The following is a 20,571-nucleotide window of genomic DNA, read 5'->3' on the forward strand; positions in this document are numbered from 1 at the left end:
GTACGAGGCGGCTCTGGACGGACTGCTCAAGCTGTTCCTGCGCAACCGCGGCTACCAGGACGACCTGCCGCGCAAGACCCTGGTACAGGTCTTCGACCTGCTTGGCAACGACCACCCGCTGGTCACCGCCTACCGCCGCAAGCTGTACCAGGCGCTCTACTGAGTCGCCGAGCCCCGTCCGCGGGGCTCAGTCCTCCAGCCAGACGAACACCTGGGTGCCGTCGACCACCTCGACCTTGACCCGGGCGTCGTGCCGCAGGCGCACCAGCAGTTGCTTGGCGGCGCCGGCATTGCCGCTGAACCCCTCCAACTCCGCCAGCAACTGCGGCCCCTCGATCCGCCCGCTGCCGCGCAGCAGGTCCTGGGCGGTCTGCCACAGGCGATCCACCGGCGCTGCCGACGCCGGCGCCCTGGCCGCCGCGACCTGCGGCTCGCCCAGCGGCGGCGGAGGCACGTGTTGCGCCAGTTGGCGCCAATCCTCGGCGTCCAGTTCCAGGGTCAGGTCCACCGGCCAGTCGCCGATGCTTCCGCGAATCCGCACCATCTCGTTTCTCCACAAGCGAATCGCGCCATGCTCCCACGTCGGCGCGTAGGGGCCAAATCGGCCAGGCTAGGCAGGCGGAAAAATTCGTTATAACGTAACAAACTCTTTTCCTTCCTTGCCGGAGTCCCGTTCATGCGCCCACTGCTGTTAGCCCTCGTCTTGCTGCCGTTCGCCGCCCAGGCCCATGACGACCACGACCATGACCACCCCCACGGCAGCCTGGGCAAGCACGAGCACGGCGTCGCCCAGTTGAACGTGGCGCTGGACGGCAAGACCCTCGAACTGGAGCTGGACAGCCCGGCGATGAACCTGGTCGGTTTCGAACACGCCGCCAGCACCGACGCGGACAAGGCCGCCGTGGCCAAGGCCCGCGCGCAGCTGGAAAAACCGCTGGAGCTGTTCGCCCTGCCGGTCACCGCCGGCTGCTCGGTGGCCAGCCAGGAACTGCGGAGTCCGCTGTTCGGCGACAAGGCGCCGGCCCACGCGCACAAGGAGAAGGCAGGCCACGAACATGAACATGAACACGAAAACGGTCATGCCGATATCCACGCCCATTACCAGCTCAGTTGCGAGAAGCCCGAGCTGCTCAAGCTACTGACCCTCGCCGAGTTCTTCAAGCGCTTCCCCGCCACCCAGAAAATTCAGGTACAACTGATCGGTCCCGACGGCCAGAAAGGCGCCGACCTGGCCCCGGCCAGCGCCGAGCTGAAGCTGTAGGATCGTTCCGGAGGCGCCGCGAGGGATTCGGCGCGGCGCCCCTCCATCCATTCTCGAGGCTCCGGCGGAGCGTTCCGCCCCTACCCCCATGAGCGCACTGATCACCCTGACCAACCTCGGCTTCGCCTGGCCCGGCCAGGCGGAGTTGCTGGACATTCCCAGCTTCCATCTCGAACGCGGCGAGAGCCTGTTCCTCAAAGGGCCTTCCGGCAGCGGCAAGACCACCCTGCTCGGCCTCCTCGGCGGCGTGCAGAAGCCCGGCCGCGGCAGCATCCGCCTGCTCGGCGAGGACCTGGAAAAGCTGTCCGCCGCGCGCCGCGACCATTTCCGCGTCGACCACACCGGCTACATCTTCCAGCAGTTCAACCTGCTGCCATTCCTCTCGGTACGCGAGAACGTCGAGCTGCCCTGTCACTTTTCCGCGTTGCGCCGTCAGCGCGCCCGCGAACGCCACGGTAGCCCGGCGCAGGCCGCCAGCCATCTGCTCGGCCAGCTCGGCCTCGGCGGCGAACTGCACGAACGCCGCGCCGACAGCCTGTCCATCGGCCAGCAGCAGCGGGTCGCCGCCGCCCGCGCGCTGATCGGCCAGCCGGAGCTGGTGATCGCCGACGAGCCGACCTCGGCGCTCGACGCCGACAGCCGCGAGGCGTTTCTCCAGTTGCTCTTCGCCGAATGCCGCGAGGCCGGCGCCAGCCTGCTGTTCGTCAGCCACGACCAGAGCCTGGCCGGGCTGTTCGACCGCAGCCTGTCCCTTTCCGATCTCAACCGCGCCGCCCGGCCGGCAGGACTCTGAGCATGTATCTCTTCCGACTGGCACTGGCCAGCCTGGCCAACCGCCGCTTCACCGCCCTGCTGACGATCTTCGCCATCGCCCTCTCCGCCTGCCTGCTGCTGGCGGTGGAGCGGGTCCGCACCGAGGCCAAGGCCAGCTTCGCCAGTACCATCTCCGGAACCGACCTGATCGTCGGCGCGCGCTCCGGCTCGGTGAACCTGCTGCTCTACTCGGTATTCCGCATCGGCAACGCGACCAACAACATCCGCTGGGACAGCTACCGGCACTTCGCCGAAAACCCGCGGGTGAAGTGGGCGATCCCGATCTCCCTCGGCGACTCGCACCGCGGCTACCGGGTAATGGGTACCGATGCCGGCTATTTCGAGCACTACCGCTACGGCCGCGGCCAGGAACTGCAACTGGCCGAGGGCCGCGCCTTCGGCCAGGACCTGTTCGACGTGGTGCTCGGCGCCGAGGTGGCCGAAGCCCTGCACTACAGGCTCGGCGAGAAGATCGTGCTGGCCCATGGGGTGAGCACGGTGAGCCTGGTCAAGCACGACGACAAGCCGTTCACCGTGGTCGGCATCCTCCAGCGCACCGGTACCCCGGTGGATCGCACCCTGCACATATCCCTCGCCGGCATGGAGGCGCTGCACGTCGACTGGCGCAACGGGGTGCCGGCGATGGGCGCCGGGCGCGTCAGTGCCGAGCAGGCGCGGCACATGGACCTGCAACCACAGGCGATCACCGCGTTCCTGGTCGGCCTGAAGAGCAAGGTGGCGACCTTCGCCCTGCAACGCGAGGTCAACGACTATCCCGGCGAACCGCTGATGGCGATCCTCCCCGGTGTCGCCCTGCAGGAACTGTGGGGCCTGATGGGCACCGCCGAGAAGGCACTGTTCGTGGTCTCGCTGTTCGTCGTCCTCACCGGCCTGATCGGCATGCTCACGGCGATCCTCACCAGCCTCAACGAGCGCCGCCGGGAGATGGCCATCCTGCGCTCGGTGGGCGCGCGCCCCTGGCACATCTTCGGCCTGCTGCTGGCCGAGGCCTTCAGCCTGGCGCTGGCCGGCGTCGCCCTCGGCCTCGGCCTGCTCTACCTCGGCATCGCCGCCAGCCAGGGCTACGTCCAGGCCAACTACGGCATCTACCTGCCGCTGGCCTGGCCGAGCGACTATGAGTGGAGCCTGCTCGGGGCTATCCTGGCGGCCGCCGTGCTGATCGGCTGCGTGCCGGCCTGGCGCGCCTACCGCCAGTCCCTGGCCGATGGCCTGTCGATCCGCCTATGACCCGGAGATATTCCCCGATGCTGCGCTCCCTGACCGTCCTCCTGCTGGCTTTCGCCCTGCTCCTGGGCAGTGCCGTGGCGCGCGCCGCGCCGCGCGAACTGACCTGGTCGCAACTGATCCCGGCCGGCGCCCCGCCCGCCCCGGCGCCGCTGCCGATCCACGACCTCGCCAACGCCCTCAGCGAAGCCGGCCCGGCGGCCAGCCAGCAGAGCCCCAACGCCCCGGTGGTGAAGGCACTGGACGGCATCGAGGCCAAGCTGCCGGGCTACATCGTGCCGCTGGAAATCAGCGAGGCCGGGCTGGTCACCGAGTTCCTCCTGGTGCCCTACTACGGCGCCTGCATCCACGTACCGCCGCCGCCGTCGAACCAGATCGTCTACGTGAAGACCGCCAAGGGCGTGCAGATGGACGAGTTGTACCAGCCGTTCTGGGTCGAGGGCACCTTCAAGGTGGAGAACGCCAGCAGCGAGCTGGCGGCGGCCGGCTACCGCATGCAGGCGAGCAAGGTGACGCCCTACGAATACGAAGGTAGCTGAACGACATGCGACAATCCGCCGCGCCGTTTACGTTGCGGCGGTCACATTTGCTCCTAGGATTGATTGAGCTGTGTCAAGGAAGGCAACTGTTAGCTGGCTGACCATTAGCAGCACCAACACTTTCTAATACAAGGAATGGAGCTCATCATGCGTAAGTCCTGGCTTACCGCTTCCCTGCTGGCCCTCACCGTCGCCTCCCCGTTCGCCGCTGCGGATATTCAAGGACACAAGGCCGGTGACTTCATCATCCGTGGCGGCTTCGCCACCGTCGATCCCGACGACAGCAGTTCCGACATCAAGCTGGACGGCGCCAAGCAGCGCGGTACCAAGGCGACCGTCGACAGCGACACCCAGCTCGGCCTGACCTTCACCTACATGTTCGCCGACAAGTGGGGCGTGGAACTGGTCGCCGCCACTCCGTTCAACCACCAGGTCGACGTCAAGGGCCTCGGCCCGGGCCTGGACGGCAAGCTGGCCGACATCAAGCAACTGCCGCCGACCCTGCTGCTCCAGTACTACCCCATGGGCGGTACCAACAGCGCCTTCCAGCCTTACGGCGGCCTGGGCGTGAACTACACTACCTTCTTCGACGAAGACCTCGCCAGCAACCGCAAGGCGCAGGGTTTCAGCAGCATGAAGCTGCAGGACTCCTGGGGCCTGGCCGGCGAACTGGGCTTCGACTACATGCTCAACGAGCACGCGCTGTTCAACATGGCCGTCTGGTACATGGACATCGACACCAAGGCCAGCATCAACGGCCCGAGCGCCCTGGGCGTGAACAAGACCAAGGTCGACGTGGACGTCGATCCGTGGGTCTACATGATCGGTTTCGGCTACAAGTTCTGAGTCGTAGACTGTCGCGGGGCTTGCGCCCCCAACGGAAAAAGGCGCCTTCGGGCGCCTTTTCTCATCCTGCGGAAACGGGCCCATGTACCTCTGGCTGAAGACCCTGCACATCACCTTCGCCCTCAGCAGCGCCGCCCTGTTCGTCTGGCGCCTGGCCTGGAACTGGTCGGGGCGCAAGGCCAGCGGCATCCGCCGCTGGGGACCGCACCTGGTGGACACCCTGCTGCTGCTCACCGCGCTCGGCCTGGTGCACCTGGCGATGCCCTGGCCGCTACCGCTCTGGCTGCTGGCGAAGCTGGGGCTGTTGCTGGGCTACATCATCTGCGCGGCGTTCGCCCTGCGGATGGCGCGAGGCCCCGGCAAGGGCCTGCTCAGCGTCCTCAGCCTCACCCTGCTGGGCGGGATCTTCTACCTGGCGCTGAACAAGCCCTGGTGGTGATCAGCGGCCGAGCAGGCGCGCCAGGCCCACGCCCATCGGCGTCGGCTGGTCGAAGCGGAAACGCCGCAGCAGGCGCTCGTTGTTCGCCCGCGAATGCCTGATGTCACCGGCTCGCGCGTCGGCGTGGGTCACCGGCGGCAGGCCACCGAGCACCTGGCCGATCTCCGCCAGCAACTGCTTCAGGCTGATGCTGCGATTCAGGCCGACGTTCACCGCCCCGGGCTCCACCGCCGTCGCCTCCAGCGCCTGGACCAGGAAATCGACCAGGTCGGCGACGTAGATGAAGTCGCGGGTCTGCTCGCCGTCGCCGAACACGGTGATCGGCGTCCCCTTCAGGGCGCGCTCGGTGAATATGCTGATCACCCCGGAATAGGGCGAGGACGGGTCCTGGCGCGGCCCGTAGACGTTGAAGAAGCGGAAGATCGCCGGCTCCAGCCCATGCTGGCGGCGATAGAAATCGAGGTAGTACTCGCTGGCCAGCTTGTCCGACGCGTAGGGCGTCAGCGGCGACTTCGGGGTGTCTTCGTCGATCGCCGTGCCTTCGCCGTTCTGCCCGTAGACCGCTGCGCTGGAAGCGAACACCACGCGCTTCACGCCCTGCTCGCGCATCGCTTCGCAGAGGTTCAGGGTGGCGATGAAATTGCTCTGGTGGGTGGCGACCGGGTCGTCCACCGAGGCCTGTACCGAGGCGACCGCGGCCAGGTGGGCGACCGCCGCGCAGCCCTTCAGGGCGGCCGCCAGGGTCGCCGCGTCGGCGGCGTCGCCTTCGAGCAGCTCGACCCGTTCGTCGTCCAGGGGCAGGTTGTCGCGCTTGCCGGTGGACAGGTTGTCCAGCACACGCACGCGGTAGCCGCGCGCCAGCAGCGCGTCGGTCAGGTGGGAGCCGATGAAACCGGCGCCGCCGGTGATCAGGATGGGGCGTTCAAACATGCCTGTAGTACCTGTCCAATAGAGCCGGCAAACCTGCGCGCCAGGCGCGCGGCTTGATGCCGAAGGTGTGGAGGATCTTCTTGCAGACCATCACCGCGTGCTGCGGTTCGTCGAGCGCGTCCGGGCGCGCGGCATGGGCCTCCGCCGAAGGCTCCTGGATCAGGTTGGAGCGATAGGTACGCGCCTCGTTGAGGATCACCTGCCCCAGCGCCAGGGTGGTGGTCGCTTCCAGTCCGCCGTAGTGGTAGGTGCCCCACAGCGGCGCCTGGCAGTCGAGCTGCTTGAGCACCGAGAGCACCACCCGCGCGGCGTCGTCCACCGGCGTCGGGTTGCCGCGCCGGTCGTCGGCGAGGAACAGCGGCTGCGGTTGTTCGGCGCGGCTGAGGAAACGTCCCAGCAAGCCGTTCGGGCTTTCGTCCAGCAGCCAGCCGAAGCGGATCAGCACATGTCGCGGGCAGGCCGCGCGCACGCTCTGCTCCATGCGCCAGAGCGCCTGGCCACGCAGGCCCAGCGGAAGGGTCTCGTCCTTCTCGCTGTAGGCGGTGGCGCGGGCGCCGTCGAAGACCCGGTAGCTGGACGGCTGGACCAGCAGGATCTCGTAGTGCTGGCAGAGTTCCGCGAGGCGCTCGACGGCGCGCTCCTGGGCGCCCAGGCGCTCCGCCTCGACCTGCTCGGCCTGGAACCAGTCGTGGTAGAAGGCGAGGTTGATCACCGCGTCGGGGCGCGTTTCGTCCAGCAGGGTGGTGAGGCTGGCGGCATCCCAGCCCTGCTCGGGTGGTCTGGGCGCGAGGAAACCGATGTCTTCCTCCGCCCCTAGGCGGATCAGCGCCTGTCCAAGGGCATTACCGCCGCCCAAAAGCATCAGGCGCATTCGCATGGTGTAGGGGGGCACTCGAAATCTGATAGTGAATAGCGACGCGGCGCACGCCCCAAGGCAATGACATCCTGCGCCTCGCTGGCGACATGAAAGGTGCGGGCATCGGGTGCTGCTTGTCGCGGCAGGTACCCCGGACAGCGCCGCCGTTATTTTCATGCAACCTGACACGCCGCATTCTTGCTGTGCCTCCGGTGAAGCGTCAAGCATTCACCGGGCCAGCTCCGCCTGCGGCGCGGATCGGCGGGACGAATGGCAGCGCGCGGCGGCGTCAGGCCGGTAGCGCGCCGGCCCGATAGTCCTTGGGCGAAACCTCGAACTGCTTTTTGAACGCCCGGCTGAAATGCGCCGAGTCGCTGAAACCCCACTTGAAGGCGATGGAGGTGATCGATTCTCCGCGCAGCCGTGGGTTGCCGAGGTCGGCGGCGCTGCGGCTGAGGCGCTGGCGGAGAATGTAGCGGCAGACGCTGTCGCCCTGCTCCTCGAACAACCGGTACAACTGGCGCACCGAGATGCGCAGGCGGCCGGCGAGCATGTCCGGACTCAGGCGCGGCTCCTGCAGGGATTGCTCGATCAGACGCTCCGCGTGCCGGCGCAGACTGTAGCCATAGAGCCCGGCCAGCGGTCCCTCCAATTCCTCGCCGGCGTGCTGTAGCGCCGGCCCGAGCAGGGCGATCAGCGCCTCCTGCAACGCCCCGCCCTCGTCCGCCACCGCCCACGGCTGCAGTTCTCCGGCGCACACCTGCTGCACCAGCAGGCCGAGCAGGCGACCGCTGGCGCAGTTCGGCGAGAGTTTGCCGAAGGCCCGCTGGCTGGGCGGCAGGTGCCGGCATACCTGGTCGCGGGAGAGATGGAACGAGGTGTGTTCGATGAGTCCGTGGGGAATGATCTCGCAGCCGCCCGCGGAGTCCATCAGCGCCATTTCCCCTGGCGCCAGCTCTATGCTGTCCCCACCCTGGCGCAGTTGCGCATGGCCGCTGCGCTGGACGACCAGGAAGCAGTGACGGTCGTCGTCATGATCGGCATGGGTGGCCTGGCGGGCGATGCGCCCGGCGTTGGTGCGGATCTGCGCCAGCTCCAGGCCGCCGAGGTCCTGCCGCGAGATATCGCCGATGAACAGCGTCCGGTTCAGCGCGGGCTGCGATTCGAAGCGCCCGCAGACCTGGCGCAACGCCTGGTTCCAGGCTTCGAAGCTGTTGTGTGCGGAAGACAGGGTATGCACCGGGCACCTCCTGACGGCAACGGCCATCGTTATTGTTGTATGGCGCGGCAATTACCGAGCCACTAAGCGCTGCCGATATGATTAACATGTTATCGATATACCCACAAGCTAGCGCAAATGGACCGGCGGATACGCATCCGGGAGAGCCGGCAAGGGCCGTTCAGGCGGGAGAAAGCAGGCGCTGCAATTGGGCGAAGGCGCCCAGCAGGGCCAGGCGCTGCTCGGCGACCAGAGGGATGTAGCGGCGATAGGCGGGGAAGCGGTTGACCACCTCGCACGCCCCCAGGTGTTCCAGGCTCACGGTCCAGCCCCTGTCGTCGCGGCAGAGGCGCAAGCTCCGGAAGTCCAGCGGCATGAGCTGCTCCAGCAAGGCCCGGTCGCCCCCCTGCAAGGCCTCCCGCAACGGCTCGGGCCCGCTCCCGCGGCGCACCTTGCAAAGGATGCCGCGACGCCGCAAGCAACCGGCGTGACGCAGCTCCAGGCTGGCCGGCGGCCCCCCGGGCGCCGCCACGAACAGGCTGAACTCGGTGCTGACGATATGCATGAACAGGTGCGCCTGGACCCGCTCGCGAACCTCGAGGCTCAGCTCTTTCGTACGCAGCAACAGCCTGCCGTCCTGCGCCTCGCCGTCGCACGCAGCCAGGTTGCGCCGCACCAGGTCCAGGGTGGCTCCGGGGCGATAGGCGGCTGGCCGCCAGTCGCGCCAGTGGCGCTCATACCAGCGCGCCCAGGCGGACATGCGCCTTCTCCCGCTGCTGCTGGTCCTCTTCGGCGAATTCCTTCTCCAGCACCTCTTCCACCGCCAGCGGACGGAACGGATTCACCCGCTGTACGCACAGGGTCCAGAACAGGGCGTAGGCGGCCGCCAGGCCGAACATCAGGGCGAACGGCAGGTAGATGTCGGCGGGGTTCATCCCCGGCGGCGTGATGTAGAACATCCCCAGCAGGATTCCGGCGCTGGAGAATAGCTGCGGCAACGGGAACAGCGGCGAGCGGTAGGCGCGCGGCAGGTCCGGGCGACGGATGCGCAGCAGCACCACGGAGAGGGTCACCAGCAGGTAGGCGGTGCCCCAGGCGCAGACCGCCGCCAGGACCAGGTGGATGATCCCTTCGCTGTCGCCGCCCAGCCACCAGGCGTGCAGGCAGGGAATCGCCGCTGCCACGGCGATGCACAGCAACGGTGTCTTGAAGCGCGGGTGCAGGTAGGTGAAGGCCTTCGGCAAGGCGCCATCCAGCGCCATCCCGTAGAGAATCCGCGGCAGGCCGGCCATCAGGGTGTTGATGGTGGCGGCCCCGGCGAACAGCAGGCCCACGCCCAGCCAGATGCGTCCGAACGGTCCCATCACCTGCTCGGCGAATCGCGGGATCGCCATCGGCGTCTCCAGCAGATGCAGGCCGCCGCCGAGGTCGAGGTTTTCCACCTGCCGGCGCATCGCCGCGCCATAGAGGAACATGCAGCAGGCCACCCCGACCAACCCCAGGGCCATCGCCCGCGGCAGGGTCCGCGAAGCGTGGCGCACCTCCGGAGCCAGCGGCGTGACGAATTCGCAACCGACGAACATGAACATCGCCATGCCCACCAGCGACAGCAGGGTCGGCAGGTCGTCGCCGACCATCGAGGCCCCGAACCAGCCCTGCAACTCCACCGCGGGCAGGCGCAGCAGACCGGCCACGGCGAAGATCATCAGGGTGCTCCACATGCCGAAGGTGAGGATCACTTCGGCGCGACCGAAGGCGGTGATCCCCAGCGCATTCAGCAGGCCGAAGCAGAGCACCATGCCGACGCCCACCAACCAGGCGCCGCCGCCCGGCTCGGTGAGGGTATTCAGCGACTCGAAGTTGACCAGCGCCATGGTGCCGCTGAGCATGGTTTCGGCGGTGCCGGCGAACACATGGACGATCAGGTAGGCCGACAGCGTGCCGGTGATCGCGAAGAAGCGCCCGAGGCCGCACGACAGGTAGTCGTAGACCGAGCCACGGGTCGGCAGCAGGCAGGCGGCCTCGGCGAAGGTGGTGGACTGCGCCAGCATCAGCAGCAGCGCCACCAGCATCGCCACGGCGAAGGTTCCGCCGCCCAGGCCGAAGCCGGTGGTGGCGGTGAGGATCACCGGGCTGGCCATGATCAACCCGACCGAACTGGCCAGGGCGGTGGGGAAACCAACCCGCCCGCGGAGCAGGTGCTGGGTGAGTCTGGAGGTGGACATCGACGTATCCTCGACGGCAGCGTTGCTGTTGTTGTTCTTGCGTCAGGCCCTGCCAGGGCGCGCCAGGCGCCCTGCGGGACGCGCCGGCGTCCCGTACGCTCCGCCGGCAGGCGAAGCGTGTCGAACAAAAGGCTGCCGCGGAGGGCAGCGAAAGAGCCGAACGAATCGGCTCACCCCGATTTCATCGATATCAGTAGGCGATGCACACCGACTTGTTCTCGGTGTACGCCTCGATCGCCGCATGGCCCATCTCGCGACCGATGCCGGACTGCTTGAAGCCGCCGAACGGCATCGACGGGTCGAGCAGGTTGTGGGCGTTCACCCATACCGTGCCGGCCTTGATCCTGGGCACCAGGTCCATGACCTGGCGCAGGTCGTTGGACCAGATGCTCGCACCGAGCCCGTAGATGCTGTCGTTGGCCAGACGCACCGCTTCGTCGAGATCGTCGAAGGGCGTCGCCACCAGCACCGGCCCGAAGATTTCCTCGCGCACCACCTGCATCCCCGGGGTGACGTCGGCAAGGATCGTCGGCTGCACGTAGAACCCCGTCTCGCCCTGGCGCGCCCCGCCGCAGACCACGCTGGCGCCCTCGGCCACCCCGCTTTCGATCATCCCCAGCACCCGCTCCTGCTGCCTGGCCGAGACCAGCGGGTTGATCTGCGTGGTCGGATCCAGGCCGGGGCCGATGCTCAGGTCGCCGGCGATGGCCGCCAGGCGCTCCAGCACCTGGTCGAAACGCTTGCGCTGCACATAGAGGCGCGAACCAGCGGTGCAGACCTGCCCCTGGTTGAAGAAGATCGCGCCGGCGGAACCGGCGGCAGCCATGTCCAGGCTGGTGTCATCGAGGATGATCACCGGGGATTTGCCGCCGAGTTCGAGGGAAAAACGCGTCATGTTCTCCACCGCCGCATGCCCGATCAGCTTGCCCACCGGGGTCGAGCCGGTGAACGCCAGCTTGTCGATGCCCGGGTGCGCCGCCAGTGCCGCGCCGGCCTCGGCGCCCGTGCCGGTGACGATGTTCACCACCCCTGGTGGAATCCCCGCCTCCAGGCACAACTGGCCGAGGCGCAGGGCGGTCAGCGGGGTTTCGTCGGCCGGTTTGAGGACTACGGTGCAGCCGCAGGCCAGGGCCGGGACGATCTTCCAGATCGCCATCAGCAAGGGGAAATTCCACGGCACGATGGCTCCGACCACGCCCACCGGCTCCGGCACCGTGTAGGCCCGGTAGCGCGCGCCTGGGACCGCAGCGATCGACAGGTCTAGGCTGCGGCCCTCGATCTTGGTCGCCCAGCCGGCCATGTAGCGGATGAACTCCACCGAGGCGCCGACCTCCAGGGCCCGCGACAGGTTGATCGACTTGCCGTTGTTCAGGGTTTCCAACTGCGCCAGTTGCTCGCCATGCGCCTCGACCCGTTCCGCCAGTCGCAGCAGCAGGCGCTCGCGATCGGCCGGGCGCTGGCCTGCCCAGCTGCCTTCGAACGCGCGCCGCGCGGCAGCGACTGCCCGGTCGACGTCTTCGGCGCCGGCGCGGGCCACGCGAGCCAGCTCGGCGCCAGTCGCCGGGTCGTACAGCGGCATGTCGGCGCCGGAACGCGCCGGCCCGGACTCACCGTCGATCAGCAGGCCATGGGGGCTGCGCAAGAAGGCGCTGACGGACGGGTCGATGGCAATACTCATGTGTGCTCCTCGGCTTGGCGACGGCGCTGCGTCGTGCATGCGCCTACTACCCGGGAATACTCTGGACCCGCCGCTCCCCCGCTCGCTTGCTCCAGCCTGCCGGGTTTCTTGCCGCTGCCTGCCAAGCCAGGCAGAGAAAGACAAGACGGCACGCCGGGGCATGGACATTCTGCCCGGTAGGCGGGACAGTGGACGTCCCGCCGCCTCGTCCCACGGGAGCCCCGCGCCATGTCTTCGACCCTGTCGCCCGACCTCGGCCTGCGCTGCATGCAGGCCTTCACCCAGGTGGTGCCGGCCAGCCTGTGCGTGTTCTATCGCATCGACGAGGACTGCCGCGCACACGATTTCCAGCTCCTGCGGATGCCGGCCGGCATGCACCGCGACTACCTGCGCCACTACCGCGACTACGATCCGCTGCAGCCGCGCCACTGCCTGGCCAGCGCTTCGCCGGTGGTGCCGCTGCGCCAGGGCATCGCCCGCCAGCCCGCGGAGGACAGCGCGCTGTACCAGGGCTTCCTGCGACGCCACGGGATCTGCGACGTGGTCGAGGTGCTGGCGCATGCGCATCAGCGTCCGGTCGCGGCCCTGTCGTTGCTGCGCGACGCCCGCCTAGGGGCCTTCTCCGACCAGGAGCTGCGACAGTTGCGCGCCCTGCATGGCCTGATGGAGCTGGCGGCGCAGGCATGCGCCACGCCAACGGCCAGCGCCGAGCGCCTGCAAGGCCTGACACCGAGGGAACGGGAGATCGCCCTGCTGCTGCGCGACGGCGTCAGCAACAAATGCCTGGCGCAGTGCCTCGGACTCGGCCTGCCGACGGTGAAGACCCACCTGCTCAACCTGTTCCGCAAGACCGGCGCGCGCAGCCGCACCGAGCTGGTGAAGCGACTCTTCCTCTAGCCGCGCGCGGCCTGGGGGCTGCGCGCCTCCAGCCAGAAGAGGAACTGCCGCACCGCCAGCGGCTTGCCGCTCTCGTGCAGGCCGCGCAGGCGCTCGCGGTGGCGCCTGAAGGAAAAACCGGGAAATACCCAGGGCAGGTTCAACAGGTACCAGGCCAGGGCGCCGACATCGGCGAAGTGCAACACCTCCCAACCTTCGCCGCCTGCCACCGGCGGCAACTCCGCGGCCTCCAGCTGGGCCCGGGCGAAACCCAGGTTCCAGTGCGGCGCCTCCGGCGTCGGCGCCGGTTCGCCGAGCAACGCATAGAACTCGCGGTTGAAGTCGCCGGCCACCTGCTGGGTGAGGAAACAGCCGCCGGGCGCCAGCACCCGCCGGACCTCCGATGGCAGATAGGACTCGTGGCGGTTGCCGACCAGGTCGAAGGTGCCATCGGCGAACGGCAACGCCCCGCCGCCATCGCCCTCCCGGCCCTGGCGATGGTTGTCCGGCGCGCCCTCCACCTCGACCACGCGGATGCCCAGGGGCTCCAGGCGCCCCCGGGCAATCTCCAGGTTGGGCGCCCAGCCCTCGGTAGCCACGGTGAGCGGCGGACGATACGGCAGCCGGCTCAACCATTCGCCGCCGCCGGTGCCCATGTCCAGCAGGCTGGCGGCGGCCCGGCAGCGCTCCAGCATGCGCCCCGGGAAATCCCATGGCGGCGGTTCCAGGCGGATGCGTCCGCCATAGTCGTATTCCCAGCCGCGCATCGGTGTGCGGCCGGCTTCCACCAGCAGCGCGTCGAATTCGTCGCCCGTCGCCATTTCGCCGTTCTCCCAGAGACCGCCCGCTACCATCCCCGAGTCTCCTCGCCAAGGCAAGCCCATGGAGAATGTAAAGCTTGCTTGACAAAGAAGAGCATCCCGGCCAATGTAAAGCCCCCTTTACATGGACGGTTCAACCATGACCCACAAACGTTTCTTCCTCGAACTGCTTCTCGCGCTGGTCGGCTATGCCGCTGCCGTTCTGATCAGCGGCCAGTTGCTGGCAGGCACGGAACCGGGCGCCGGCCGGGTCTTCCTCGCCCTGCTGCCGGTGCCACCGATGGTCGCCCTGGCGCTGGTGGTGATCCGTTACCTGCGGCGCCTCGACGAAATGGCCCGGCGCATCCATCTCGAAGCCCTCGCCCTGGCCTTCGTCGGCACCGCCCTGCTCACCTTCGCCTACGGTTTCCTCGAAACCACCGGCTTTCCGAAACTCTCGATGTTCTTCGTCTGGCCCCTGATGGGCGCGTTCTGGGCCATCGGCTGCGTCCTGGGACTGAGGCGCTACGCATGAGGAACCGGGTTCGCGAGTTGCGCGCGGAGCGCGGCTGGTCACAGGCGGAGCTGGCCGGAAAGCTGGAGGTATCGCGGCAGACGGTGAACGCCATCGAAACCGGCCGCTACGATCCAAGCCTGCCCTTGGCGTTCAAGCTCGCCCGGGTGTTCGGACTGGCGATAGAAGCGATCTTCGACGACCGGGAAGGCCAGCTGGACTGAGTCCGATCCCGCTGCCGAAAATGTCCGGGGCGCCCTCTGGCGACCCCGGCGGCGAGCCCCCCTTACCCTGTACCAAATGGCAGTTGCCGCATTTCCCCTCGGGGCTAGCCTTGGACCAGGCCTATCGCCAGCCTTCCCCCTGGTCCCCGCTCGATACGCTGAAAAACCACGGATAACGTCTTTTCAACCGGCAAGACAGGAGTCTCAGCCATGTCGAAAGATTCTGTTCTTGGCTTATTCAGGCAACACGCAGATACCCATCCCGAACGCCCCGCCCTCGTCGATCGCGAGCGCTCGTTCAGCTACCGCGAACTCGACCGGCTCAGCGACCGGCTGGCCGCCCACCTGGCCAGGCGCGGCGTCGCCCGCGGCGAGCTGCTGCCCCTGCTGGCCGAACGCTCGGCCGAACTGGTCATCGCCATCCTGGCGGCCGCCAAGTGCGCAGCGGCCTACGTACCGGTGGACCGTCGGCAACCCGACAGGCGCAAGCAGGAAATCCTCCGCCAGTGCCAGGCCCCCGTGGTCCTCGCCACCCAGGCCGAGGACCTGCCGGGGCAACCGGTGGAGGTCATCGCACAGGTGCTCGCGACGAGCGCGGCGGGTGCCGCGCCGAGGCCGGCGCTCGAGGGCAGCGAAGCGCTGTATGTGATCTTCACCTCGGGCACCACCGGCGAACCCAAGGGCGTGGTGATCGAGAGCCGCTCCCTGAGCAACCTCGTGGACTGGCACAACCGGCGCTTCGAGATGGACCAACGGAGCCGCACCACCCTGATGGCCGGCGTCGGCTTCGACGTTTGCCAATGGGAAATCTGGTCCACCCTGTGCGCAGGCGCCTGCCTCCACCTGGTGCCCGACGAGGTGCGCCCGGACCCGGCGGCGCTGCTGGCATTCTTCGCCGAGCAGCGGATCAGCCACGCCTTCGCGCCTACCGTGATGGTGCCCGCGCTGGCGGAGCAGCCCGCCCCGCCGTCGCTGGCGCTGCGCTACCTGTTCTGCGCCGGGGAAAAACTGCCGCCGGTCGCAACCGGCGGGCTGCCCTATACCGTGGTGGATTACTACGGCCCGACCGAAGCCACGGTCTTCGCCACCTGCCGCATCGTCGACGCCGAAGCTCATCGGCGGCCCGCCTCGATCGGCACGCCCATCGACGGTTGCGAGGCATTCATTCTCGACGCCGACGACCGGCCTTGCCATGGCGACCGGCCCGGCGAGCTGAACCTGGCGGGCGTCTGCCTGGCGCGCGAATACCTGCGCGACCCGGACATGACCGCCAGGCGCTTCCACTACTCGCAGGCACTGCGGCGCCGGCTCTATCGCACCGGCGACAAGGCCCGCTGGCTGGCCGACGGCAGCCTGCAGTTCCTCGGTCGGCTGGACGACCAGGTGAAGATCCGCGGCCACCGCGTCGAACTCGGCGACGTCGAAGCCGCGCTGCTGCGCCAGCCGGCGATCCATGGCGCGGTGGTGCTGGCGCATGCCGACCCACGCTGCGGTAGCCAGCAATTGAGCGCCTTCGTGGTCCCCCGCCAGCGGGGCGACGATGCCAGGGCCGTGCTCGCCGCCATCAAGACCGCCCTGCGCCAGGAACTGCCCGACTACATGCTGCCCAGCCGCTATCTGTCGCTGGACAGCCTGCCGACCACGGTCAACGGCAAGATCGACCGCCAGGCCCTGCGTCGACGCCTGGAGGAACAATGCCAGGAACGACTCGACGAGCAACGCTTCGGCACCCCCGGCGAACTGCAAGTGGCCCTGGCCTGGCAGGAAGTGCTGGGGCATACCGACTTCGGCCTGGACGACAGCTTCTTCGAGGTCGGCGGCCATTCCCTGCTGGCCGCCGCCCTGGTGCGCGAACTGAGCCGACGCTTCGGCAACCGTGCCTACATCCACGACATCTACCGCACCCCGAGCGTGCGCCAACTGGCGGCCAGCCTGGCGCGGCGCGCCGGCGAAGCGCCGCCGGCGCTGGACAGCGAACCGGCCCACGAGCTGCAACGGGACGTGCGCCTGCCCGCCGACGTGGATTTCAGCCGGCCCATGGACACCGCCCAATTGCTCGCGCCACGGCACATCCTGCTCACCGGCGCCAGCGGGCTGATGGGCGCCCACCTGCTCGCCGAGCTGCTGGCCAGTCGCGAGGCCGACCTGCATTGTCCGGTCCGTGCGCAAAACGACGCCCACGCCCTCGAACGCCTGCGCCAGGCCGCCCGGCAGCACCGCATCGAACTCGCCGAGTCGGACTGGCGACGGGTCAGGGCCTACGCCGCCGACCTCGCAGAACCAGGTTTCGGACTACCGGCGGAAACCTATCGCGAGCTGGCCGGCAGCGTCGACCAGGTCTTCCATTCCGCCAGCGCGGTGAACTTCATCCAGCCATACAGCTACATGAAGCGCGACAACGTCGAGGGGCTCGGCCAGGTCCTGCGCTTCTGCGCCAGCGGCCGCTGCAAGCCGCTGATGCTGCTGTCGAGCATCTCGGTGTACAGCTGGGGCCACCTGCATACCGGCAAGCGCCTGATGCGCGAGGACGACGACATCGACCAGAACCTGCCGGCGGTGGTCACCGACATGGGCTACGTGCGCAGCAAATGGGTGATGGAAAAGATCGCCGACCTCGCCGCCGAACGCGGCCTGCCGCTGATGACCTTCCGCCTCGGCTACGCCACCTGCCACAGCCGTACCGGCGCCCATGCCGACTACCAGTGGTGGAGCCGGCTGGCGCGGACCTGCCTGGAGTACCGGGCCGTGCCGCTCCTGCGCGAGCTGCGCGAGGGCCTGACCACGGTGGACTACATGGTAGAGGCGATCAGCGTCATCGCCCGCCAGCCTTCGGCGCTGGGCAAGAAGTTCAACCTGGTGCCGAGCATTCCGCGCTGCCTGACCCTGGACGAATTCTTCGGCCGTCTCGGGCGACGCGCCGGGCGTCCCCTCCGGCAGATGCCGTTCGACGACTGGGTAAGTCTCTGGGAAGACAATCGCGACGCCCCGCTCTATCCCCTGCTGAGTATGTTCCGCGACAACATGTACGCCGGCCGCAGCACCGTCGAGTTGTACCAGGATACCTATCTCTGGGACTGCACCAGCGTCGAGGAACACCTGCGCGGGAGCGCCGTGCGCGAGCCGGAGTTCGACGACCGCCTGCTCGACCTGTACCTCGCCGGCCTGGGCGGCAGCGCCATGCGGTAAGGTCGAGGCCGCCGCGGCCGGTCGCCGCGGCGGTTACCGCAGCGGGACGCGCTTGGGTATCCTGTCCGCTTTATCGCCCGGAGAACCTCATGCACAACGTTCTGATCGTCGGCGCCTCGCGCGGCATCGGCCTGGGACTGGCGGATGCCTTCCTGCAACGCGGCGCACAGGTATTCGCCGTCGCCCGGCGACCGCAAGGCTCTCCCGGGCTGCAGGCACTGGCGGAGCGAGCCGGGGAGCGCTTGCAAGCGGTGACCGGCGACCTCAACCAACGCGACTGCGCCGAACGCATCGGCGAGGCGCTGGGCGAGCGGCGGATCGATCGCCTGATCGTCAACGCCGGCATCTACGGCCCGCAGCAACAGGATGTGGCGGAAATCGACGCCGAGCAGACCGCCCAGCTGTTCCTGACCAACGCCATCGCGCCGCTGCGCCTGGCCAGGGCACTGTCCGGGCGGGTTAGCCGGGGTGGCGTGGTGGCGTTCATGAGTTCGCAGATGGCCAGCCTGGCGCTGGGCCTGTCGGCCACAATGCCGCTCTACGGCGCCAGCAAGGCGGCGCTGAACAGCCTGGTACGCAGCTGGGAGGGCGAGTTCGAGGAGTTGCCGTTCAGCCTGTTGCTCCTGCATCCCGGCTGGGTGCGTACCGAAATGGGCGGCGACAGCGCGCCGCTGAGCGTCGAGGAAAGCGCCGCCGGACTGGTCGCGGCGGTGGAGGATGCCGCGGGCGTGAATGCCTGTCGCTTCGTCGATTATCGGAACCAGCCGCTGCCCTGGTGAAGCGGGCCGATCCGTCAGGGCATCCGGCAATAGCCCTCGGCCGCATACCTGATGAGGTCGGCATCGCGCTTGATGCCGAGCTTCTTCATGGCACTGACCTTCTGCGTACTGATGGTCTGCACGCTGCGATGCGAGCGCTCGGCGATTTCGGTGATGGTCAGTCCGGAGCCGAACAGACGGACGATTTCCGCCTCCCGGGGCGTCAGCCGTTCGTTGTGCGAGGAAAGCACCTGGTTGACGAAGATGTCCCTGATCGACGGCGAGAAATACTGGTTTCGCGAATAGGCCGCGCTCACCGCCGCCAGCAGGTGACTGGTCGAGTCGGACTTGCTGAGGATGCAATTGATACCCTGCTTGAGAATGGCCCGGATAAGACCCGGATTGTTCAGCATGGTAAAGACGACCAATTGCAGATGCGGATAACGTCGTCGCAGCAATGACAACAATGCCAGTCCATCGCCATATTTCCCGCCCGGCATCGTATAGTCGACGATAACGACATCGCAGTCGCCTTCGTCGAGCCGGCCGATCAACTCGGTAGAATTGGAAACTTGACCGAGCATCTCCAAAGAACCGCACTGACTCAGTTCGTAGGAAATACCCAGCGAAATGGCGGGATGATCATCCGCAACCATTACGCGAATGCGATGTAGGGACATCCTTGCGTCTCCTTAAGCGGTACACGGCAGGCGAAAGCGTTACCAGGAAACCTGTGGTCTCGGTCATGCCTGCCGCAGGCAGGCGGCCGCCGCTCGGCCGGCAAGGAGGAAAGCGCGGTCCGGAATCCGCCGACGCCACTGCCCCGGTTCAAAGTGAACATGTGTATTTTCTAGTGAAACCGACGATATTTAATATAGTAAAACTACTATTTTTTCGCCTCGAAAACTAACAACAAAGACACTTGAAACAGCCCCCGAAAAACGTATACGTAGACACTTATGAAAAACGATGAAATACGAAACGGACAAGCCAGAGCAGCAAAAAATTTGAAAAAAGAGTTCCGTGACAAGCTGAAACTATCGCCTGGAAAATAGCGTTCTTTTATTTGCGCGAAATCCTACCGAGGAAACTTGCATATCCCTCAGAAAGCCTTCGCCCATACGCAATATCGGTATTCCGCGTGCGGGAATGGCATGTGCGCACGAGACCCAGGACGAGCAGCGGAGCGATATGCAGAGCGCCTTCGGCGATCTGCAACCACTGGAGGTGAGGGGCCGAGCCTTCGCGAGGGCTGGCGCGAAAGCGGCCGACGGCGCTTCCCGAGGCGGGGCGGGAAACGCCGGGGAAAGAACGGCGGCGCCGCTCAGGGGAAGGTAAACGTGAACTCGGCGGCGCCGTCGGCGACCCCGGCCTTCAATTCGCCCTCCGCGCCGATACGGATGTAGGCGGCACTCAGCGGGAGGTCGGCGCTGTCGCCGACACGCCGCATCGGGTAGGGCGTGCCGTCGAAACGTATCCGCTGCTGGTCCAGGCCGTTCTTCACGACGATGCCGAACCCCGCCGCGCCGCCGCTCTTCAAGCTGAGGATCGTCGGGTCCGCTTGCTGCGCCGAGACATACTTGTCGCGGAAAGCGATTTCCGGCTTGGCCAGCGCCGCACACTCGCTGAGAGAGATATCGAAGGAGCGCTCCGTGGAGGTGTCGTTGACCCGCGGGAAGTTCTTCAACGCGACGCTACCCAGTTTGACGTTGATTTCCCGTCCCACCTCGACCTTGCATTTCTTCGCTATCGGCGGTGGCGGGGGACCGCCGCCGATAGCGATGGAGGCCGGGCCGATCAGCGAATAGGGCTTTCGGCAAACCCCGGTGGGGTAGTTGTCCGCAGGCACCGCCAGGACGCTGCCGATGGACGCTTCGCCCTTCAGCCTGTCCACCGCCCAGAGATTCAGGGTGGCGCTGCCGGATACGCTGGTTACCTTCAGGTCGCCGGCAGGCAACTCGCCGGGGTCGACCGTCAGGACCAGTTCCTGTAGGTAGTCGCTGGTCGTGCTTCCGGAAAAGCTCGTGACTCGCTTGTCCAGCGCATGGGGCTGGTTGTCGACCGGAATCACCCGCTTGACGCCGTCCTGGGCATCCACCGAGATCCGATAGCCGATGCCTTTGACGTCGGACGCCACCGTGCCGTAGGGCCCCGGATAGCCC

22 protein-coding genes are annotated in these 20,571 nt (G+C 67.4%); 12 read left to right on the forward strand and 10 right to left on the reverse strand.

Annotated features, from left to right (window positions below):
• The coding region (locus FFS27_RS10975; protein WP_137952005.1) for a tetratricopeptide repeat protein at window positions 1–163 on the forward strand (163 nt) is incomplete at its 5' end.
• Between the two features lie 24 nt (window positions 164–187).
• On the opposite strand, the gene FFS27_RS10980 is transcribed toward FFS27_RS10975, so the two are convergent.
• Window positions 188–544 carry a hypothetical protein gene (locus tag FFS27_RS10980; protein WP_023100813.1) on the reverse strand — a complete coding sequence of 119 codons (357 nt, stop codon included), beginning with the start codon at window positions 542–544 and terminating at the stop codon, window positions 188–190.
• A 132-nt stretch (window positions 545–676) separates the two neighbouring features.
• Here FFS27_RS10980 and FFS27_RS10985 point away from each other — a divergent pair, with 132 nt between their 5' ends.
• The 6 genes from FFS27_RS10985 (at window position 677) to FFS27_RS11010 (ending at window position 5,143) form a co-directional block, all read left to right on the forward strand.
• Window positions 677–1,261 carry a DUF2796 domain-containing protein gene (locus FFS27_RS10985; RefSeq protein WP_021265278.1) on the forward strand — a complete coding sequence of 195 codons (585 nt, stop codon included), beginning with the start codon at window positions 677–679 and terminating at the stop codon, window positions 1,259–1,261.
• Between the two features lie 88 nt (window positions 1,262–1,349).
• Window positions 1,350–2,054: an ABC transporter ATP-binding protein gene (locus FFS27_RS10990; protein WP_003093325.1), complete on the forward strand. Its 705-nt coding sequence runs from the start codon at window positions 1,350–1,352 to the stop codon at window positions 2,052–2,054.
• A 2-nt stretch (window positions 2,055–2,056) separates the two neighbouring features.
• On the forward strand, window positions 2,057–3,322 hold the full coding sequence (locus FFS27_RS10995) for an ABC transporter permease (RefSeq protein WP_003118230.1): 1,266 nt from the start codon (window positions 2,057–2,059) through the stop codon (window positions 3,320–3,322).
• Between the two features lie 17 nt (window positions 3,323–3,339).
• The gene (locus FFS27_RS11000) at window positions 3,340–3,858 is read left to right on the forward strand and encodes a DUF3299 domain-containing protein (protein ID WP_003137628.1); all 519 of its coding nucleotides are present in this window, start codon (window positions 3,340–3,342) and stop codon (window positions 3,856–3,858) included.
• Window positions 3,859–4,005: 147 nt separating this feature from the next.
• Window positions 4,006–4,704 (forward strand): outer membrane protein OprG, encoded by a 699-nt coding sequence (oprG, locus tag FFS27_RS11005; protein ID WP_003093337.1) that lies wholly within the window; start codon window positions 4,006–4,008, stop codon window positions 4,702–4,704.
• 82 nt (window positions 4,705–4,786) lie between these two features.
• Complete coding sequence (locus tag FFS27_RS11010) at window positions 4,787–5,143, forward strand: SirB2 family protein (RefSeq protein WP_023100812.1); 357 nt, start codon at window positions 4,787–4,789, stop codon at window positions 5,141–5,143.
• Here FFS27_RS11010 and FFS27_RS11015 read toward each other — a convergent pair whose 3' ends face one another.
• From FFS27_RS11015 to FFS27_RS11040, 6 genes are all read right to left on the reverse strand, one after another.
• Window positions 5,144–6,073, reverse strand: coding sequence for an NAD-dependent epimerase/dehydratase family protein (locus tag FFS27_RS11015; protein ID WP_003093339.1), 930 nt, complete (start codon window positions 6,071–6,073; stop codon window positions 5,144–5,146).
• Entirely contained in the window at window positions 6,066–6,950 is an 885-nt protein-coding gene (locus tag FFS27_RS11020; protein WP_003113045.1) for a dTDP-4-dehydrorhamnose reductase, read from the reverse strand. The genes FFS27_RS11015 and FFS27_RS11020 overlap by 8 nt, the downstream gene beginning before the upstream one ends.
• A gap of 268 nt (window positions 6,951–7,218) precedes the next feature.
• Window positions 7,219–8,169, reverse strand: a complete 951-nt coding sequence (gene feaR, locus FFS27_RS11025; RefSeq protein WP_003093343.1) for a transcriptional regulator FeaR — start codon at window positions 8,167–8,169, stop codon at window positions 7,219–7,221.
• 160 nt (window positions 8,170–8,329) lie between these two features.
• The gene (locus tag FFS27_RS11030; RefSeq protein ID WP_015649599.1) at window positions 8,330–8,908 is read right to left on the reverse strand and encodes a DUF3156 family protein; all 579 of its coding nucleotides are present in this window, start codon (window positions 8,906–8,908) and stop codon (window positions 8,330–8,332) included.
• Window positions 8,883–10,373, reverse strand: coding sequence for an APC family permease (locus FFS27_RS11035; RefSeq protein ID WP_021265280.1), 1,491 nt, complete (start codon window positions 10,371–10,373; stop codon window positions 8,883–8,885). Before FFS27_RS11035 ends, FFS27_RS11030 begins: the two co-directional genes overlap by 26 nt.
• A 190-nt stretch (window positions 10,374–10,563) precedes the next feature.
• Window positions 10,564–12,051 carry an aldehyde dehydrogenase family protein gene (locus tag FFS27_RS11040; protein ID WP_003159318.1) on the reverse strand — a complete coding sequence of 496 codons (1,488 nt, stop codon included), beginning with the start codon at window positions 12,049–12,051 and terminating at the stop codon, window positions 10,564–10,566.
• A 228-nt stretch (window positions 12,052–12,279) separates the two neighbouring features.
• Between FFS27_RS11040 and FFS27_RS11045 the strand changes: the two genes are divergently transcribed.
• On the forward strand, window positions 12,280–12,948 hold the full coding sequence (locus FFS27_RS11045) for a helix-turn-helix transcriptional regulator (protein ID WP_017001905.1): 669 nt from the start codon (window positions 12,280–12,282) through the stop codon (window positions 12,946–12,948).
• On the opposite strand, the gene FFS27_RS11050 is transcribed toward FFS27_RS11045, so the two are convergent.
• Window positions 12,945–13,781 carry a class I SAM-dependent methyltransferase gene (locus FFS27_RS11050; RefSeq protein WP_003132375.1) on the reverse strand — a complete coding sequence of 279 codons (837 nt, stop codon included), beginning with the start codon at window positions 13,779–13,781 and terminating at the stop codon, window positions 12,945–12,947. The two genes, FFS27_RS11045 and FFS27_RS11050, sit on opposite strands and share 4 nt — an antisense overlap.
• 106 nt (window positions 13,782–13,887) lie before the next feature.
• On the opposite strand from FFS27_RS11050, the gene FFS27_RS11055 reads away from it, so the two are divergent.
• The 4 genes from FFS27_RS11055 to FFS27_RS11070 all read left to right on the forward strand — a co-directional run bounded on the left by FFS27_RS11055 (window position 13,888) and on the right by FFS27_RS11070 (window position 18,430).
• The gene (locus FFS27_RS11055) at window positions 13,888–14,262 is read left to right on the forward strand and encodes a hypothetical protein (RefSeq protein WP_003093356.1); all 375 of its coding nucleotides are present in this window, start codon (window positions 13,888–13,890) and stop codon (window positions 14,260–14,262) included.
• Window positions 14,259–14,465, forward strand: coding sequence for a helix-turn-helix transcriptional regulator (locus FFS27_RS11060; protein ID WP_003093358.1), 207 nt, complete (start codon window positions 14,259–14,261; stop codon window positions 14,463–14,465). Before FFS27_RS11055 ends, FFS27_RS11060 begins: the two co-directional genes overlap by 4 nt.
• 210 nt (window positions 14,466–14,675) lie before the next feature.
• Window positions 14,676–17,651: a non-ribosomal peptide synthetase gene (locus FFS27_RS11065; protein WP_021265281.1), complete on the forward strand. Its 2,976-nt coding sequence runs from the start codon at window positions 14,676–14,678 to the stop codon at window positions 17,649–17,651.
• A gap of 89 nt (window positions 17,652–17,740) precedes the next feature.
• The gene (locus FFS27_RS11070) at window positions 17,741–18,430 is read left to right on the forward strand and encodes an SDR family oxidoreductase (protein WP_003093362.1); all 690 of its coding nucleotides are present in this window, start codon (window positions 17,741–17,743) and stop codon (window positions 18,428–18,430) included.
• A 14-nt stretch (window positions 18,431–18,444) separates the two neighbouring features.
• On the opposite strand, the gene FFS27_RS11075 is transcribed toward FFS27_RS11070, so the two are convergent.
• Together FFS27_RS11075 and FFS27_RS11080 are read right to left on the reverse strand one after the other, a co-directional pair.
• Window positions 18,445–19,089, reverse strand: coding sequence for a response regulator transcription factor (locus FFS27_RS11075; protein WP_003093364.1), 645 nt, complete (start codon window positions 19,087–19,089; stop codon window positions 18,445–18,447).
• A gap of 644 nt (window positions 19,090–19,733) precedes the next feature.
• On the reverse strand, window positions 19,734–20,571 hold an 838-nt coding region (locus tag FFS27_RS11080), incomplete at its 5' end, for a fimbrial protein (protein ID WP_137952006.1).

The organism is Pseudomonas sp. 2VD, assembly GCF_005503585.1.
In the GTDB taxonomy this organism is placed as follows: domain Bacteria; phylum Pseudomonadota; class Gammaproteobacteria; order Pseudomonadales; family Pseudomonadaceae; genus Pseudomonas; species Pseudomonas aeruginosa.